General features: G+C 67.6%; 15 protein-coding genes. 6 read left to right on the top strand and 9 right to left on the bottom strand.

What is annotated here, in order from left to right; all coding sequences use genetic code 11:
* Positions 1-35: 35 nt before the first annotated feature.
* The 4 genes from AD72_RS13330 to AD72_RS13315 all read left to right on the top strand — a co-directional run bounded on the left by AD72_RS13330 (position 36) and on the right by AD72_RS13315 (position 4,066).
* Positions 36-1,379, top strand: coding sequence for an APC family permease (locus AD72_RS13330; protein WP_031466807.1), 1,344 nt, complete (start codon positions 36-38; stop codon positions 1,377-1,379).
* A gap of 9 nt (positions 1,380-1,388) precedes the next feature.
* On the top strand, positions 1,389-2,291 hold the full coding sequence (locus AD72_RS13325; protein ID WP_031466806.1) for an aldose 1-epimerase family protein: 903 nt from the start codon (positions 1,389-1,391) through the stop codon (positions 2,289-2,291).
* Positions 2,288-3,493, top strand: a complete 1,206-nt coding sequence (locus tag AD72_RS13320) for an amidohydrolase (RefSeq protein WP_031466805.1) — start codon at positions 2,288-2,290, stop codon at positions 3,491-3,493. The genes AD72_RS13325 and AD72_RS13320 overlap by 4 nt, the downstream gene beginning before the upstream one ends.
* 108 nt (positions 3,494-3,601) lie before the next feature.
* A complete protein-coding gene (locus AD72_RS13315) occupies positions 3,602-4,066 on the top strand; it encodes a L,D-transpeptidase (RefSeq protein ID WP_031466804.1) in 465 nt (154 codons plus the stop codon).
* A gap of 13 nt (positions 4,067-4,079) precedes the next feature.
* Here the strand turns inward: AD72_RS13315 and AD72_RS13310 are convergent, their stop codons facing one another.
* Both AD72_RS13310 and AD72_RS13305 read right to left on the bottom strand, forming a co-directional pair.
* The gene (locus AD72_RS13310; RefSeq protein WP_031466803.1) at positions 4,080-4,763 is read right to left on the bottom strand and encodes an SDR family NAD(P)-dependent oxidoreductase; all 684 of its coding nucleotides are present in this window, start codon (positions 4,761-4,763) and stop codon (positions 4,080-4,082) included.
* Entirely contained in the window at positions 4,760-5,647 is an 888-nt protein-coding gene (locus AD72_RS13305) for an NAD(P)H-binding protein (protein WP_031466802.1), read from the bottom strand. Before AD72_RS13305 ends, AD72_RS13310 begins: the two co-directional genes overlap by 4 nt.
* 67 nt (positions 5,648-5,714) lie before the next feature.
* On the opposite strand from AD72_RS13305, the gene AD72_RS13300 reads away from it, so the two are divergent.
* Entirely contained in the window at positions 5,715-6,533 is an 819-nt protein-coding gene (locus tag AD72_RS13300) for a LysR family transcriptional regulator (protein ID WP_031466801.1), read from the top strand.
* A gap of 13 nt (positions 6,534-6,546) precedes the next feature.
* Here AD72_RS13300 and AD72_RS13295 read toward each other — a convergent pair whose 3' ends face one another.
* The 6 genes from AD72_RS13295 to AD72_RS13270 all read right to left on the bottom strand — a co-directional run bounded on the left by AD72_RS13295 (position 6,547) and on the right by AD72_RS13270 (position 11,381).
* Positions 6,547-7,398, bottom strand: coding sequence for a hypothetical protein (locus tag AD72_RS13295; protein ID WP_031466800.1), 852 nt, complete (start codon positions 7,396-7,398; stop codon positions 6,547-6,549).
* The gene (locus AD72_RS13290; RefSeq protein WP_031466799.1) at positions 7,395-7,883 is read right to left on the bottom strand and encodes a hypothetical protein; all 489 of its coding nucleotides are present in this window, start codon (positions 7,881-7,883) and stop codon (positions 7,395-7,397) included. Before AD72_RS13290 ends, AD72_RS13295 begins: the two co-directional genes overlap by 4 nt.
* Positions 7,884-7,895: 12 nt before the next feature.
* The gene (locus AD72_RS13285; protein WP_031466798.1) at positions 7,896-8,822 is read right to left on the bottom strand and encodes a hypothetical protein; all 927 of its coding nucleotides are present in this window, start codon (positions 8,820-8,822) and stop codon (positions 7,896-7,898) included.
* Positions 8,823-8,826: 4 nt separating this feature from the next.
* Positions 8,827-9,195, bottom strand: coding sequence for a hypothetical protein (locus AD72_RS13280; RefSeq protein ID WP_037345706.1), 369 nt, complete (start codon positions 9,193-9,195; stop codon positions 8,827-8,829).
* 92 nt (positions 9,196-9,287) lie between these two features.
* A complete protein-coding gene (locus AD72_RS13275; protein ID WP_031466796.1) occupies positions 9,288-10,742 on the bottom strand; it encodes an FAD-dependent monooxygenase in 1,455 nt (484 codons plus the stop codon).
* 30 nt (positions 10,743-10,772) lie between these two features.
* Entirely contained in the window at positions 10,773-11,381 is a 609-nt protein-coding gene (locus AD72_RS13270) for an acyl-CoA-like ligand-binding transcription factor (RefSeq protein ID WP_031466795.1), read from the bottom strand.
* Positions 11,382-11,470: 89 nt separating this feature from the next.
* On the opposite strand from AD72_RS13270, the gene AD72_RS13265 reads away from it, so the two are divergent.
* Positions 11,471-14,581: an ATP-binding protein gene (locus AD72_RS13265; RefSeq protein WP_031466794.1), complete on the top strand. Its 3,111-nt coding sequence runs from the start codon at positions 11,471-11,473 to the stop codon at positions 14,579-14,581.
* Here AD72_RS13265 and AD72_RS13260 read toward each other — a convergent pair.
* On the bottom strand, positions 14,559-15,797 hold the full coding sequence (locus AD72_RS13260; protein ID WP_197284960.1) for a cytochrome P450: 1,239 nt from the start codon (positions 15,795-15,797) through the stop codon (positions 14,559-14,561). The genes AD72_RS13265 and AD72_RS13260 overlap by 23 nt on opposite strands.
* Positions 15,798-15,833 lie beyond the last annotated feature (36 nt).

The following is a 15,833-nucleotide window of genomic DNA, read 5'->3' as shown; positions in this document are numbered from 1 at the left end:
TCGCATTCGGTGGCCCGCCGTGCACAATACGAGCTATGACTGGGGTCACAGCGGAGCAGCCGAGCCTGAAGCGGGCGATCGGCCCCAAGCTGTTGCTGTTCTTCGTGATCGGCGATGTGCTCGGCACCGGGATCTACGCGCTCACCGGGAAGGTGGCGGGCGAGGTCGGCGGGGCGGTGTGGGTGCCGTTCCTGATCGCGTTCGCCGTGGCCTTCCTGACCGCGTTCAGTTATCTGGAACTGGTCGGGAAGTATCCCAAGGCCGCGGGTGCCGCGCTCTACACCAACCGCGCGTTCCGGATCCCGTTCTTCACCTTCATGGTGGCGTTCGCGGTGATGTGTTCGGGGATCACCTCGGCCTCCTCCGCGGCGACGGCCTTCGGCGGGAAATACCTCTCCAGTTTCATCACCGCACCGACCATCGTGGTCGCGATCCTGTTCGTCGCCCTGCTCGCGCTGATCAACTTCCGCGGGGTCGGCGAATCGGTGAAGGCGAACGTGGTGCTCACCTGTGTCGAACTGTCGGGGCTCGCGATCGTGATCGTGGTCGGGATCATCGCCGCATCGGAGGGGCGCGGCGAGCCCGCGCGGCTGACCCAGTTCGACCCGACACAGGGCACCTTCTTCTCGATCACGGCGGCCACCGCGCTCGCCTTCTTCGCGATGGTCGGGTTCGAGGACTCGGTCAACATGGCCGAGGAATGCCATGAACCGGCCCGGATCTTCCCGCGCGCGCTGCTGCTCGGGCTCGGCATCGTCGGGGTGATCTACTTCCTGGTGGCCCTGGTTTCGGCCTATGTGGTGCCCACCGAACAGCTCGAATCCTCGAGTGCCCCGCTCCTGGATGTGGTGCGCGTGGGCGTTCCCGGGTTCCCGCCGTGGCTGTTCAGCGTGATCGCGCTGTTCGCGGTGTCGAACTCGGCGCTGATCAACATGCTGATGGCGAGCCGGTTGCTGTACGGGATGTCGAACGAGCGCATCATCCCGAACCTGTTCGGCACGGTGCACCCGGCGCGGCGCACCCCGTGGGTCGCGATCATCTTCACCAGCCTGATCGCCGTGGTACTGGTGTCCACGACGGACCTGGAGGCGCTCGGCAGCACCACCTCGCTGCTTCTGCTACTCGTGTTCACCGTGGTCAACATCGCGGTTCTGGTGCTGCGCAGGGAGAAGGCCGAGCACAAGCATTTCCGGGCGCCCACCGTCATCCCGGTGCTCGGCGCGATCACCTGTGCTTTCCTGGCGAGCCCGTTTTCCGGGCGGGACAGCCAGGATTACGTGATCGGCGGCATCCTGCTCGCGATCGGGGTACTGCTCTGGTTCGTGAACCGGTTGTTCGTCGGCAAGGTCAAGTTCGACGTGGGCAAGCTGTCGAAGTAGCGTCACCACATGGGTAAGACGGGCGAGCAGTACGAGATCAGCGCGGCGGGCGCGCGGGCCATCATCACCGAACGCGGTGCGACGCTGCGGTACTACGAATCGGGTGGCGCGCCGTACACCGAGACCTTCGCCGAGGACGCCAAGCCACCACTGGCCTGCGGGAACATCCTGGTGCCGTGGCCGAACCGGACCGCGAAGGCGAGCTGGACCTACGAGGGAACACCGCAGCAGCTCACGGTGACCGAGCAGGAGCGCGGCAACGCCATCCACGGTCTGGCGCGCAAACGTGCCTGGCAGGTGCTGGACCGGGAAGCGGGCGCGATCACGCTCGGCGTGGATATTCCCGAGGGCGAGGGCTGGCCGGTCGCACTGCGCACCGAGGTCACCTACCGGCTCACCGCGGACGGGCTCGGGGTGAGCCATCTGGTGCGCAACACCGGGAACGCGCGCGCCCCGTTCGGGCTCGGCACGCATCCCTATGTGCGCGCGGGAAACCGGGACAACGATGAATGCGTGCTGGAGATGCCGGTGTCCCGCTGGCTTCCGCTCAACCGGGAAACCATGATTCCCTCCGGGGCACTGGAGGACGTGCCCGCGATCGGCGGCGCCACCGCGGGCGAGATCCGCGCGGACCGGCCGCTGGACGCCTCGTTCACCGGGATCGAGTTCGGCACCGATGGGCGCGCGCACTACCGGCTCGTGCACCCGGACGGCGATGGCGTGGAACTCTGGGCGGGCCCGGAATTCCCGTGGGTGCAGGCATTCACCCCGCCGGAGTTCGACGGCAGGCCGGGCGCGGTCGCGATCGAACCCATGACCTGTCCACCCGATGCGCTCAATTCCGGGGACGATCTGATCTGGCTCGAGCCCGGCGCGCAATGGCACGGCGAATGGGGGATCCGGCCACTATGAGGTTCGCGATCACCGGGGGATACGTGGTTCCCGTCGACGGGGAACCGATCGAGGGCGCGACCGTGCTGGTCGAGGACGGGGTGATCACCGCGCTCGGCACCGATGTGGCCGTGCCGGAGGACACGGAAATCATCGACGCCCAGGGATCCTGGGTGCTTCCCGGATTCGTCGAGGCGCACGGGCACATCGGCGTGTGGGAGGAAGGCGACGGCTGGGCCGGTGACGACGTCAACGAGATGACCGACCCCAACGGCGCCGCGCTGCGGGCACTGGACGCGGTGAACCCCGACGACGAGGGATTCCGCGACGCGCTCGCCGGCGGGGTCACCACCGCCGTCATCAAACCCGGTTCCGGGAACCCCATCGGCGGCCAGACCGCGGCACTCAAATGCTGGGGCGCGACCGTGGACGAGATGCTCGTCCGCCAGCCGGTCAGCATCAAGAGCGCGCTCGGCGAGAACCCCAAACGCATCTACGGCGAACAGAAAAAGCTGCCCTCCACCCGGCTCGGGGTGGCCGCGGTGATCCGCAAGGCACTGCTCGCCGCGCGCGACTACGGGGAACGCAAAGCGGCGGCCGCCCGGGACGGTGAACCCTTCCAGCACGACCTCGGCAACGAAGCGCTGCTTTCCGTGCTCAACCGGGAAATCCCGTGGTGCCAGCACACCCACCGGGCCGACGACATCGCCACCGCCATCCGGCTCGCCGAGGAATTCGGTTACCGGCTCGTGGTCAACCACGGCACCGAAGGTCACCGCATCGTGGACCTGTTGGCGGACAAGGACATCCCCGTCATCATCGGGCCGCTCATCGTGAATCGGTCCAAAGTGGAGGTGCGCAGGCGTGGACTGCGCAATCCCGGGCTGCTCGCCAAGGCCGGGGTGCGGATCGCCATCACCACCGATCATCCCGTGGTGCCCATCGATTTCCTGGTGCACCAGGCCACTTTCGCCGTCAAGGAAGGACTCGACCGGGAGACCGCGCTGCGCGCCATCACCCTCGAACCCGCGCGCATCCTCGGCCTCGACGACCGGGTCGGCGCGCTCAAACCCGGCCTGGACGCCGATATCGTGCTGTGGTCCGGCGATCCGCTCGATGTCATGAGCCGTGCGCACACCGTTTTCGTCCGCGGGAAACGGGTGTACTCCTTCGATGAGCACACCGGAAAGGGGGCGACGGTCAGCCCCTTCCACGCGGATTGACCGGTGCCGTCGGAAACCAGCGCGCGAACTTAACCCGACTGGTGGGTGGCGCGATGTGTCCCGAACACCGATGGTGGAGGGGACAACCAACGGCTAGGAGTGGTCGAAATGTCCGCTAAACGCCTAATTGGGATGGTTACCGGGGCTTTGGCGCTGTCCGGAGCGCTGGTCGCGGTACCCGCGGTGGCCAGCGCCGCACCGGCCACGGTGCCGGGGACCCCGTGCACCGCAGCGGCGAAGGCCTGCCTGGATCTGACCACGCAGAAGGCGTGGCTGATCAAGGACGGCCGGGCCTGGTACGGCAGAGCGCTGGCGGCGAGCGGGAAGAACAACAGCACGCATCCGGGGAATTACCGGGTCACCTGGAAAGACATCGATCATCGTTCCAGTCAGTTCCACGGTGCGCCGATGAACTTCTCGGTATTCTTCGATCACCACGGCCGGGCATTCCACGAGGGCAATGTGTGGAAGAAGTCGAACGGTTGTGTGCACCTGACCCGGCACAGCGCCAAGGTGTTCTTCAACTATCTGCACGTCGGTGATCGGGTGCAGATCCGCGGCCACGCGCGCTGAACCGCTTCCACGCTCACCAGGGCACCGGTTCGTCCTGGTAGTTGAGGAACCGCAGCCCCGGCTCGCCACGATGCCGTTCGATCATGTCCACCACACCGGGAACGGACTGCTCGATGCTCAGCGGTGCGTCCGGTCCGCCGAGTTCGGTGCGCACATGGCCGGGGCAGGCGAGCAGCAGGCTGTGCGCACTGTCCGCGTACCGGGCGGCATAGCAGCGCATCAACTGGTTCAGCGCGGATTTGCTCGCCCGGTAGACGTCCTGCCCGCCGCCGGTGTTGCAACCGATACTGCCCTGGCGCGAGGACATGATGCCGATGGTCCCCTGCGGTGACACCAGGGAGCGCAGTGCTTCCACGACCCGCATGGGGCCGAGCGCGTTGGTGAGCATGACCTCGGTGAACATCTCGGCCGGGACCTCGCCGATCGGGATATCGCCCCGGGTTATCGCGGCATTGACGAACAGCAGGTCGAAGGTGCGTACGGTCAGTCGCGCACGCAATGCGGAGACCTGTTCCGGTTCGGTCATCTCCAGCGTTTCGACGCTGACCCGGCCCTGGGAGGTCTCGGCCAGTTCGTGCAGCCCGGTCCGGCGGTTCCCGCGCACGGTCCCGGTCACGGCCCAGCCGCGGCGGCTGAACTCGGTGGCCAGGCTCAGCCCGAGGGCGCGGGACGCCCCGATGACGAGCGCGCTGTTCATGCCCGCACCGCAGGCTCGAGCACCTGCTCGCACCAGGTGCGGAAGCTCGTCGGGCTCGCCGTATCGGCGGTGCGGGTCACGCCGTCGTCCAGCCCCTCGTTCTTCGCCCGCATCATGTCGACATAGCCATTTATCGCCGCTGCGCTCAGCCCCCGATCGGTCATGCCCGTGCGGAATTCCTCCAACGACTCCCACTGGTAGCGGATCGGGCGGCCGAGTACCTCGGACATGATCCGCGCCTTGTCGTTCGCGGAGATGTCCTCCGGGCCGAGCACCGGAACCTCGCCGGTTCCGTTCCACGAGCGGTCGAGCAGTAGCCGGGCCGCGGCCGCGGCGATGTCTCCGGTGCAGGCCGAGGGCGCCGTGCGGTCGGCGGTGTCGGTCCCGGTGAACACGCCCTGTTCGCGGATCAGCGGAACCTGCCACAGCAGGTTGTCCATGAAGCTCGGATTGGCCAGGGCACGGTAGGCGACGCCGGTGCTCCCGATCAGATCGTCCATGGCAAGGGAAGCGGTCACGTGCCCGGCATCGTCCGCGACCGGGGTACCGCGGCCGAGCGCGGAAACCCCGACCACGTGGCCGATTCCGGTGGCGGTGAACGTCTTCGCGGCGGGGCGGGTGAACTCGGTGTACATCTCGGCCAGGCTTGCCGGGTGCGGATCGGTGGGTGGGAGCCAGAACACGGCGTCCGCCCCGTCGAACGCGCGCTCCAGAACCTCCGGGTCCCCGTGCGAGCCGGTGACGACCTCGGCGCGATCCCGCGCGGTTTCCGGAAGTTTCCCCGGATCCCGGGCGATCACGCGCAGTGGCTCGGTGCTCTGTTCGAGCAGGATCTGCAGTAGCCGGCCACCGATCTGGCCGGTCGGAGTGGTAATCACGATCATGATCCCAGTCTCGGGGCGGCTTTTCGCGAGGTCCAATACTCTTTGCGCGGATTGATACCCTGAAGGCATGGATCTTGACCTGCGCAAACTGCGCTATTTCCTCGCGGTCGCCGAGCAGCGGCATTTCGGCAGGGCCGCGGAACAGCTCTACATCGCGCAGCCGGTGCTGAGCAGGCAGATCCGCGCGTTCGAACAGGAAATGTCCTGCGCGCTGCTCGAACGCACCACTCGCAGCGTGGAACTGACCGCGGCCGGGCAACAGCTCTATCAGGAGGCGCACGGAATTCTCGCGACGGTGGACGCGGCCGTGCGGCGGGTGCACGATCTCGAACAGGGCGTGCAACGACTGGTGATCGCGTTCTCGCCCGGACTGCGGGTTTCCGAGGCGATCCGGGCGTTCTCCGCGCAGCATCCGGGTGTGGAAACCGATGTGATTCCCACGCGCTGGTGGGAGCAGGACAAACCCTTGCGGGACTGCCGGGCCCAGGTCGGTTATCTGCGGCGGCCCTTCGACGATTCGGATCTGCGCACCATTCCGATCGGGCACGAACGGCGCGTGGCGTGCATGCCGGTGACCCATCCGCTGGCGAGCCGCCGGACCTTGGTCACCGCGGATCTCGACAGTGCACCGCAACTCGACGCGCCCCGGCGGCGGACGGCCACGCTCGAGGAGAAGTTCGAGCTGATCGCCGCCGGTCAGGGCATCGCACTGATTCCGCGCAGCCTCGCGGAGTCCTACTCCCGCAGCGATCTGGTCAGCCTGCCGGTCACCGATGCCCCGGCCGTGGAAACCTGTCTCGCCGTCCACGTGGAACGGCGAGACAAGCTGCTGCGCGATTTCCTCGACATCGCCACCGCGACGCTGCGGGAAAGCGAAGCCGCTTGACTGCGGTGTCTTATTAACCGAACTGCTCGTTGATGTCCTTTTCCGGTGCGTTCAGATCGCAGTAGGAAGAGACCTCGGTGCGCTGTTTATCGGCCGCCTTCGGAATTTCGGTGAACGGGACGATCCAGGTGTCGCGTTCTCCCGGTGTGCAGGATGGGCTGGACACCGGTTTCAGGTTTCCCGCGCCCGCATTGCCCTTGCCATCGGGGGCGGCGAAGTCACCGCCGATGATTTTTCCGCTCGCGTCGCGGTACACCACGGCGCTGTGCCGATTGGCGAGCGGACGGCAGCTGGCCGATTTCTCGGTGTAGTGCACGACATCGTTGGGTGGGCTGGCCCCGGCCCTGGTGAAGTCGGTGACGGTGTCCTTGGCCTGGGCGAACCGGCCGAGCGCGCCCTTCGCCAGCCATGTGGTGTTCTGCAGGTCGATGTCGACCTTGGTGAGGTGCCAGGTCGTGTTGCTACCGAATACCCGGCCGATACCGATCTGTTCGCCGGGTTGCAGCACCGGAATCTCCGTGGTCATCAGGGAGTTCCCCAGCGGCTTGGGCGCAGCGCCATTGATGGAGATGACCGGCCGGAACGCGACCTTGGTGCGGTAGGCGATGCGATCGCTGGTGTTACGCAGCACGGCTCCCATGGTTATTTCCGGCACCTGGGAGAATCCCGAGTCCACGACCTCGACACCGCCGCCGCTCGGCGCGGTCTTGGCGGATGCGGGTTGCTCGCGGACCGATTGCGGGATGTCGCAGGGTTGCGCGACCGGGGTGCTGTTCTGGTTCACCAGCACGACGGTGACCACGGCGGCCACGGCGACCACGACAACGACGACCGCGCCTATGAGCAGCGGCTTGCGATTGCTCATCCGAAATACCGTTTCTTCAGCTCGTCCACCTTGTCCTGGTAATCCTGGACCAGTCTGGTGGCGGCCTCCGTTGTGCCGGCGCTGAACTCGTCCTCGGAGATCTCGCGCACCGTACCGGGTTTGATCCGAACCGAGAAGTTCTGCATGCCGACCGCGGAGATACTGATTCGCTCGTCGCTGGAGGTCCCGGTGCTCTCGATTTCGTCGCGCTCGGCGAAGAAATTGAGGTCGTGCCGGTCGTTCGCGTCGATGTTGAGGTCCGTCTCATCGATCGCCATCTGGTACTGGCGCTGCCATCCGGTCCACAGCATGCGCGCGATCCCGACGAGCGCGCTCTCCAGCGCCGACTCGCTGATGAAGTCGTAGATGCTTTCCCCGAAGGTCAGCTTGACCGTGCGGCGGTCCCGCAGTTCCGCCTCGATCTCGGTACCGGGCGCCCGCGCGTGCACCCGGATGTTGTCCAGCCGTTCGGCCAGATCCACCATGGCTCGTGCCTCCTAGTTCGCTCGGCCCATGCCGCTGTCGCCGGTGAGCTGGCCGTCGTCCATCCCGGCGAGCTTGGGGCGGTTGGCGACGAACAGTGCCTTGTTACCGGATACCGCGCTGGTGATCCCGTCCAACGCTTCTTTGATCTGCTTCTCGTTCTTCTTGATGTCCTCGGTGAGCTTCTCGATCGCTTCCTTCATGGACTTGGTGATCTCCTCGGCCGAGTCACCGCTGGCCTCGATACCGGCCTTGGCGGCACTTCCTGTCGACGCGGCGGCACCGACCGCCGAGATGACAATGGCGCCGGCCGGTCCGGAGACCGGGATGCTCGCGATGGCGACCACCGCGGAGACCACGGAAAGCGCGAAACCCCACTCGTTCTTCCCGCACCCGCCCGCGTTGTCCAGCGCGTCCTTGGTGGTGTGCGCGATCTTGTCGATGTCCGCGCGCGCCCTGCGCCAGGTCTCCTGGTGCGCTTCGAGGGCGCCCTTCAGGGTGGAGAGCAAGGTGAACTGGTTGTTGGCCAGCGGCGGGAAGGTGTCGATGAAGTTCTCCTTGAACGACATCGCGGCCGCGCCGTTCCAGCCTTCCAGGTAGGAGCCCGCGGTGGTCATCTTGCTCAGTTTGGGATTGGCGAAGGTGACGTCCTTGGCGAGCTCGTTGTTGCTGGCCTGTTGACCGGTGGACAGATCGCCCATGGCCTTGCGCAGGTCCTCGATCAGCGGGTCGAAGCTGGCCGGGTCGGGCAGGTCGGTGTACGGCTCGAACATCTTCGTGACGAAGGCGTACTTCTGGTCGATCTTGTCGTAGTCGACCGGCATCGGCGCGCCGTATCCGCCGGTCGCCTGCGCGTTGACCTTGGCCTGATCCATCCCTTCCTTCTCGACGGCCTTTTTCTGGATGTCCTGGGCGTGCTGCGCCAGCTCGTCGTAGCTCATCGGTTCACTCCGGTTTCGGCTTGCCGCGGGTCTCTTCGAGCCTGTGCAGCTCGTTGGCGGCCCCCTGGTCCTGCTCGGCGTAGAGCTTGGTCGCCTTGTCCAGTTCGGACGCGGTGTCGTCCAGGTTGGTCTGGGTTTCCTTGAGCAGGCCGACCGTGAGTTCGTGCAGATCGCTGTACGCCTTGTGTACCGGGCCGAGGCTGCCGCCACCGAACTCCTCCGATCGCCGCATCGCCGAGTCCGTCCCGGTGTGCGCGCGATCGCAGTTGCTCTTCGCGTCCCCGTAGACGCTGGAGACGGTGGGGAAATGGCTCTTCGCCACCGTCTCCAGCTCATACAGGTCGACGCCGAACTCCTTGCCCTGGTGAACCACGTGCCCTCCCTCGCTCTGTGTCCGCTTTGACCCTAGTGTCGCCTGTATCGTAAATGGACGCCTGTCGAGGTGGTGGCGATTCGCCCAGAAACTCAGCCCGTGACGAACCAGGTACCGAGGGCTTCGCGCAGCCCCTCGGCGGTGTCGCCCTGCCAGGCCACGTATCCGTCCGGGCGCAGCAGCAGTGCGGTGTCCAGTCCGGCCACGGTCGCCGTGTCGACCAGTGCGGACCAAGGGCCCATATCGAGTTTCCCGCTCGGATCCAGCAGCAGCGGCCGTCCGGTGCGGGTCAGCTCGCGCAACCCGGGCAGGTCCGGTGCCAACCGCCCGACGAGTGGTCCGCTCGCCGGGCCCATGTCGTAGCCGATGTCCGCACCGGAGAGTAGATCGGCGAGGTGACCGCGGTTCACCGGTTCGGCGAGCAGCTCCCCGAAGAGCTCGCGCAGCGCGGTCACATCGGCGCCCGGCCGGATCAGCAGCGCCTGCGCCTGGGTGTGCATCGCGACCCGCCGCGCCGCCGGGGCGCGCTCGCTCTCGTAGGTGTCCAGCAGCCCGGCCGGTGCGGTGCCGTGCAGCTGCGCGGCCAGTTTCCAGCCGAGGTTCAGCGCGTCCTGCAGGCCGAGGTTCAGCCCGGGGCCACCGATCGCGGAGTGCACGTGTGCCGCGTCGCCGAGCAGGAGCACCCGCCCCGCGCGGTACCGCTGCGCGATCCTGGTGTTGCCGCCGAACAACCGCCGCAGCAGATGCGGTTCCGGTCCGGTCGGCGGTTCGAGCGGCAGTTCCGCGCCGAGTACCCGGGACACGCTCGCGCGCAACTCGGCCAGGCTCGCCTCGCCCTCGGCGGGCAGGCCCCATTCCATCGTGTTGAGCATCGACTTGCCATCGAGGGACGGGGCCCAGGTGATCATCCCGTGCTCGGTGCGCAGGTGCCGAAACGGCGGCACGGTACCGAATCCGGGCACCACCAGCTCGTTGTTCGCGCCGATGTACTCGGCGGCCACGTGCACATGACCGCTGTAGGACACCGAATCGTCCGCGGTGACTCCGGGGAATTCGATCCCGCTCAGCTTGCGCACCGTGCTGTGCCCGCCATCGGCTCCGACCAGATACGCGGCCTCGATCGGTTCCCGGTCCCGCAGTTCCACCAGGACCGAATCGGTGCCCTGCTTCAGCCCGGTCACCTCGTGGTCCCGGAGCACCCGCACACCGAGCTCGGCCGCGCGTTCGGCGAGCATTCGTTCGACCCTGCGCTGCGGGACCAGCAGCGTGGAGAGCGAATTCTCCGGCAGATCCGCCAATTCGAGCGGGAAAGCGCCGAACATGTAGCGGGCCGCCGGTTCCGGGGTGGCTCCCGGTTCGGTCAGCCGCTCGTAGAGCCCGCGGCGGTCCAGCATCCGGATCACCTGGCCGACAAGACCGTTCGCCCGCTGCTTGTCGTCGGGTTCGGCCAGTCGCTCGAGAACCACCGGGCGGACCCCGGAAAGGGCGAGCTCGCAGGCGAGCATCAGACCGTTCGGGCCCGCGCCCGCGATCACCACGTCGAACATTCGCGTGCTCCTTTTGTTCACAATGGACGGTCAGGGTCGGGGTAATCCCGCTGCGATGCGGGAAAGGGCCTCGGTGAGCAGATCCGGTACGGGGACCGGCGGATCCGTGCGGACGTGGTGCGTGATCGCGGTGTGCATCGCCGCGATCACCGCCGCCGCGACCAGATGCGGATACAGTTCCCGGTCCGGATCCGTGCCCGTGCGTGCCGCGACGGCCGCGGTGATCGCGGACTCCGCTGTGGCCCCCGCACGCAGCACCTCCGCGTGCAGCGCGGGTTCCCGCACCATCATGCGCAGCCCGGCTGACCAGCGCTCCGCGTCCGGGATCGGGTGCTCGGCCACCTCCGCGCCCGGCTCCAGCTGCGCCAGGGCCGAGGCCGCGATCGCCTCCCAGAGCGGTTCCGCCGCTGGGCGTGCACGCAGCGCCTCCGCGATACCCAGACAGCGATCAAGGTGACGGGACGCGATCGCCTCCGCCTTACTGGAGAAGTAGTTGTTGAACGTGCGTGGTGAGACGTCCGCGGCCTCCGCGATCTGCTCCACCCGCACCGCGTCCAGCCCGTGCTCCACGGCGAGCCTGATCGCCGCCCAGCTCAGCGCCGCCCGCGTCGCCGCCTTCTTCCGCTCCCGCAAACCCATGACCCCAGCCTACGCTCAAACTTGCGTGTCACGCAAATATGCGTGACACGCAAGTTTGTTCGGCGCCCACTCGTGCCAGAATCGACCGGGTGCAGATCGGGATCCTGGGACCGTTCGAGGTTCGTACGGACGACGGTGCCCTGACCGAGGTGCCGGGTGCCCGGCTGCGTGCCTTGCTTGTCGCCCTCGCGCTCGAACCGGGTCACGTGGTCCCGAAGGGGAAGCTGGTGGACTGGATCTGGGGTGAGCGTCCGCCCGCCGATGTGGCGAATGCGCTGCAACGTCTGGTTTCCCGGCTGCGGAAGGTGTTGCCGGACGGTTCCGTCGAGGGGCGGGCGGACGGCTATCGGCTCGAGGTGGAACCCGATGCCGTGGACGCGGCGTGGTTCGAACGGCTGCTGGCCCAGGCCCGCGATGACGATGATCCGCGGCGGGTTCAGCTGTTGCGCGAGGCCCTTGCGCTGTGGCGTGGTGCGGCCATGCAGGACGTCGGGTTGCCGGACAGTGCGGCGCTGGACGCGGCCGCTGCGCGACTGGAAGGGCTGCGGCTGACCGCGCTGGAGGACCGGTTCGACGCGGAGATCGGTCTGGGGCACGGCGCGGAACTGGCCGGGGAACTGACCGATCTGGTGGCCGCGCATCCGCTACGGGAGCGGCTGGCCGGTGCGTTGCTGCGGGCACTCGCCGCAGCGGGCCGGGGGACCGAGGCGCTGCTGGTGTACCAGCGCACGCGGGAAGCCCTTGCCGATGCGCTCGGCGTGGATCCGTCTCCGGAGCTGTCCGCACTGCACACCGCGCTGCTCCGAGGTGAGCTCGGTGCACCGGAAGACAGCCGGAGGACGAATCTGCGTGCGGAGCTGACCAGTTTCATCGGCGCGGACACCGAACTCGCCGCGGTTCGCGAGTTCCTCGCGGAGCATCGGCTGACCACGCTGATCGGGCCGGGTGGTTCGGGAAAGACCAGACTGGCCACCGAAATCGCGCGTACCTTGCTCGGTGATCTGCCGGACGGAGCCTGGCTGGTGGAGCTCGCGGGGATCGGTGCGGCGGATGACGTGGCGCAGTCGGCACTCGGTGCGCTCGGGCTACGGGATTCGCTGCTCGGCGAGGCCAAGGGAGCGGAGCCGATGGATCGGTTCATCGCCGCGGCCCGCGAGCGGGCGATGGTGCTGATTCTGGACAACTGCGAGCATGTGATCGAGTCGGCGGCGGCGTTCGCGCAGCGGGCGCTCGGCGAGTGCCGACGGCTGCGAATTCTGGCGACGAGCAGGGAACCGCTCGGCATCACCGGTGAGGGATTGTGGCCGGTGGAACCGCTTGCCCTGCCGGGGCAAGATGCGGACATCGGCGAACTGGAGCGCTCGCCCGCGGTCCGCCTGTTGTGGGACCGGGCGGGTGCGGTGCGCAGGGACCTCACCGCAGATCTGCCGACCCTCTCGGCCCTCGCGCGCGTTTGCCGTGCGGTGGACGGGATTCCGCTGGCGATCGAACTGGCTGCGGCCAGGTTGCGCACCATGTCCCTGGAACAGCTCGCCGATCGCCTCGATGACCGGTTCCGCCTGCTGACCAGTGGCAGTCGCACCGCATTGGCGCGGCACCGGACGCTGCGCGCGGTGATCGACTGGAGCTGGGAACTGCTCACCGAGGCCGAACAGCTGGTGCTGCGCAGGCTTTCGGTGTTCTCCGGCGGTGTGAGCCTGGAAGCGGCCGAGCGGGTCTGTGGCGGGAATGCACTCGAATCCTTGACCACGCTGACCGAGAAATCCCTGGTGCAATCCGCCGGGGAACGGGCGCCGAGGTACCGGATGCTCGGTATGGTCAGGGAGTACGCCGCGCAGCGGCTCACGGAATCGGGGGAGTCGGATCTGTTGCGCCGCAAGCATCTTGCCTACTTCACCGAACTCGCCGAAACTGCGGAACCGCATCTTCGCCGTGCCGGACAGCTGGAATGGCTTGCCGCGCTCGAGATCGAGCACCACAACATCGTCTCGGCGATGCGTGGCGCGCTCGGGGCGGGCGAAGCGCACTCGGCGATGCGCCTGGCCGCGGCCTCCGGCTGGTATTGGTGGCTCGCCGGGCACAAGCTCGAGGGCGGCGAGCTGCTCATGGCGGCGACCGAGCTGCCCGGCGAGGTCCGGGCCGCGGTTTATGCGTTCGTCGCGGGATTCCTGACCTCCGGGCGCGCCGACGCGCAGCAGGCGCAGGACTGGATCCGCCAGGTTTTCGAGATCAGCAGTCGAGTCCGGAACCCGCATCCGGCCGTGGTGCTCGTGGTCGCCCTGGAGCGCCTGTTGCACGGTCCGGACGCGTTCCTGTCCGCATTCGAACCGTTGCTCGAGCACGAGGATCCATGGGTGCGCGCCCTTTCCCGGCTCCAGCTCGGCAAGATGCGGATCGTGCTCGGCCGGGACGAATCCGATGTGGACACATACCTGGAGCAGGCCCGCACCGAGTTCAGCGCGCTCGGCGACCGGTGGGGAACCTCGTTCGCACTGGCCGAGCTGGCCGATCGGCTCGCCATGCGCGGGGAGTTCGCCGCTGCGTGCGAGCACTACGAGCAGGCGATCGCGGTGGTCACCGAGGTCGGTGCGGTCGAGGATGTCGTATCGATGCGGTCGCGGCAGGCCCAGCTGTACTGGCTTGCCGGGGATCAGGAAGCGAGCACGGCAGCCATGGCCGAGGCGCAGCGGCATGCGGAACGGGTGGCCTGGCCGAACGCGCTCGCCGAGCTGGCCCTGGCGAAAGCGGAACTCGCGCGCTGGTGCGGTGATTCCGGGCAGGCGCGGGAACAACTCGACATCGCGCGAGTCACGCTCGGCGCGGAGGCGGAACAGAACATCCACGTGCTGACCCAGGATCTGCTCGGCTATCTCGCCGAGGAACCGGACACGGCGCGGAAGCACCGGATCGCGGCCTTCCGCGCGGTATCCGATGGCGGCCACGCACCGCAGATCGCGCAGGTACTCGTCGGGATCGCGGACCTGGCGCTGCGCGAGGAAGAGTACGAGCAGGCCGCCCGGTTGCTCGGGGCGAGCGCCGGGGTGTGCGGGATATCGGATCGATCCCGCCCGGACGCGGCCAGGATCGAACGGGCCGTGCGGGATCGGCTCGGCGAGGAGGAGTTCGCCGAGGCGACACGGGCCGGAGGCCGAACCGACTGGGTTCGGCTGGCCGGGGTCACGCTCGGCTCGTCCAGCTGACCGGGAGTTCGTGCACGCCGTAGACGTTCATATCGGTCCGCAGTTTCACCTCGGCCGCGGGAACGGCGAGTTCGAGATCCGGGAACCGGCGCAACAGCCCGGAGAAACCGGCGCGCATCTCGACCCGGGCCAGTTGCTGACCGAGGCATTGGTGGATGCCGTGCCCGAAGGAAAGGTGACCGCGCGCCGTGCGGTGGACGTCCAGGGTGTCGGGGTTCGCGAACCGGTGCGGATCGCGATTGGCGGTCAGCAGGGAAAGGACCACGGTCGAGCCTTCGACGATCTTTTCCCCGCCGAGCACGATGTCCTCGGTAGCGTAGCGGTAGAAGATGTCCGCAATGGACAGATAGCGCATGAGTTCCTCGACGGCTCCGGGAAGCAGTTCCGGATCGGCGCGCAGTTCGGCCAGCTGATCCGGGTTCTCCAGAAGTGCGAAGGTGCCGAGGCCGAGCATATTGGCGGTGGTCTCGTGCCCGGCGAGCAGCAGCAGGAAAGCGGCGTTGGTCAGTTCCTCGATGGTCAGATCCGCATGGCGGGCGAGATCGGAGAGGATGTCCTCGCCCGGTTCGGCGCGTTTGCGGGTGACCAGCTCGGCCAGATACGTGGTCATCGCCCCGGTCGCGGCCATCTTGTCCTCGAGGCTCACATCCCGGACCATGAACCGGGCGGCATTGGCCTGGAAGGTTTCCCGGTCCGCGTAGGGGACACCGAGCAGCTCGCAGATCACCAGTGAGGGCACCGGCAGGGCGAATTCCTGGACCAGGTCCACCGGTGGGGTTCGGCTGGCCAGCTCGTCCAGTTGCCGTTCGGTGATCTCGATGATCTGTTCCTCGAGTCTTTTCATCCGCTTCACCGTGAACGCACCGGTCAGCTTGCGCCGCATCCGGGTGTGGCCGGGCGGATCCATGGCGACGAACAGGCCGGGTGTCGGCGGGTTCGGTTCGGTCTGCTCGGGCATGCCGGGGGTTTCGTAGGGCATGTGGATGATGCCGAGGTCCAGGCGGGAACTGAACCGGGTGTCCGCGAGTACCTGCCGGGCCGCCTCATAGCCGGTGATGAGCCAGCCCTGGTGGCCGTCCGGCATGACGATGGGGCTGACCGGACGCGCCGTGCGCAGCCGGGTGAGCTGGCTCGGCGGGTCGAAGGGGCCCGCATCGCGTTCGGTGGGCAGGCCGCGCGGAACGGCGACCGGTTGCGTGATCGAGTCGGGTTGCATGCGGCCACCATCGAGGCCCGCGCTGTCACGGGACCG

It is taken from the genome of Sciscionella sediminilitoris (genome assembly GCF_000737195.2).
GTDB lineage: Bacteria > Actinomycetota > Actinomycetes > Mycobacteriales > Pseudonocardiaceae > Sciscionella > Sciscionella sediminilitoris.
This window is presented reverse-complemented; position numbering and strand designations above follow the sequence as displayed.

Excerpts from the sequence above, each read along its gene's own strand:
- AD72_RS13260 (WP_197284960.1), bottom strand. The coding sequence starts at position 15,797 with ATGCAACCCGACTCGATCACGCAACCGGTCGCCGTTCCGCGCGGCCTG.
- AD72_RS13290 (WP_031466799.1), bottom strand. The coding sequence starts at position 7,883 with ATGGTGGATCTGGCCGAACGGCTGGACAACATCCGGGTGCACGCGCGG.
- AD72_RS13295 (WP_031466800.1), bottom strand. The coding sequence starts at position 7,398 with ATGAGCAATCGCAAGCCGCTGCTCATAGGCGCGGTCGTCGTTGTCGTG.
- AD72_RS13320 (WP_031466805.1), top strand. The coding sequence starts at position 2,288 with ATGAGGTTCGCGATCACCGGGGGATACGTGGTTCCCGTCGACGGGGAA.
- AD72_RS13325 (WP_031466806.1), top strand. The coding sequence starts at position 1,389 with ATGGGTAAGACGGGCGAGCAGTACGAGATCAGCGCGGCGGGCGCGCGG.
- AD72_RS13310 (WP_031466803.1), bottom strand. The coding sequence starts at position 4,763 with ATGAACAGCGCGCTCGTCATCGGGGCGTCCCGCGCCCTCGGGCTGAGC.
- AD72_RS13300 (WP_031466801.1), top strand. The coding sequence starts at position 5,715 with ATGGATCTTGACCTGCGCAAACTGCGCTATTTCCTCGCGGTCGCCGAG.
- AD72_RS13270 (WP_031466795.1), bottom strand. The coding sequence starts at position 11,381 with ATGGGTTTGCGGGAGCGGAAGAAGGCGGCGACGCGGGCGGCGCTGAGC.
- AD72_RS13330 (WP_031466807.1), top strand. The coding sequence starts at position 36 with ATGACTGGGGTCACAGCGGAGCAGCCGAGCCTGAAGCGGGCGATCGGC.
- AD72_RS13285 (WP_031466798.1), bottom strand. The coding sequence starts at position 8,822 with ATGAGCTACGACGAGCTGGCGCAGCACGCCCAGGACATCCAGAAAAAG.
- AD72_RS13315 (WP_031466804.1), top strand. The coding sequence starts at position 3,602 with ATGTCCGCTAAACGCCTAATTGGGATGGTTACCGGGGCTTTGGCGCTG.
- AD72_RS13305 (WP_031466802.1), bottom strand. The coding sequence starts at position 5,647 with ATGATCGTGATTACCACTCCGACCGGCCAGATCGGTGGCCGGCTACTG.
- AD72_RS13275 (WP_031466796.1), bottom strand. The coding sequence starts at position 10,742 with ATGTTCGACGTGGTGATCGCGGGCGCGGGCCCGAACGGTCTGATGCTC.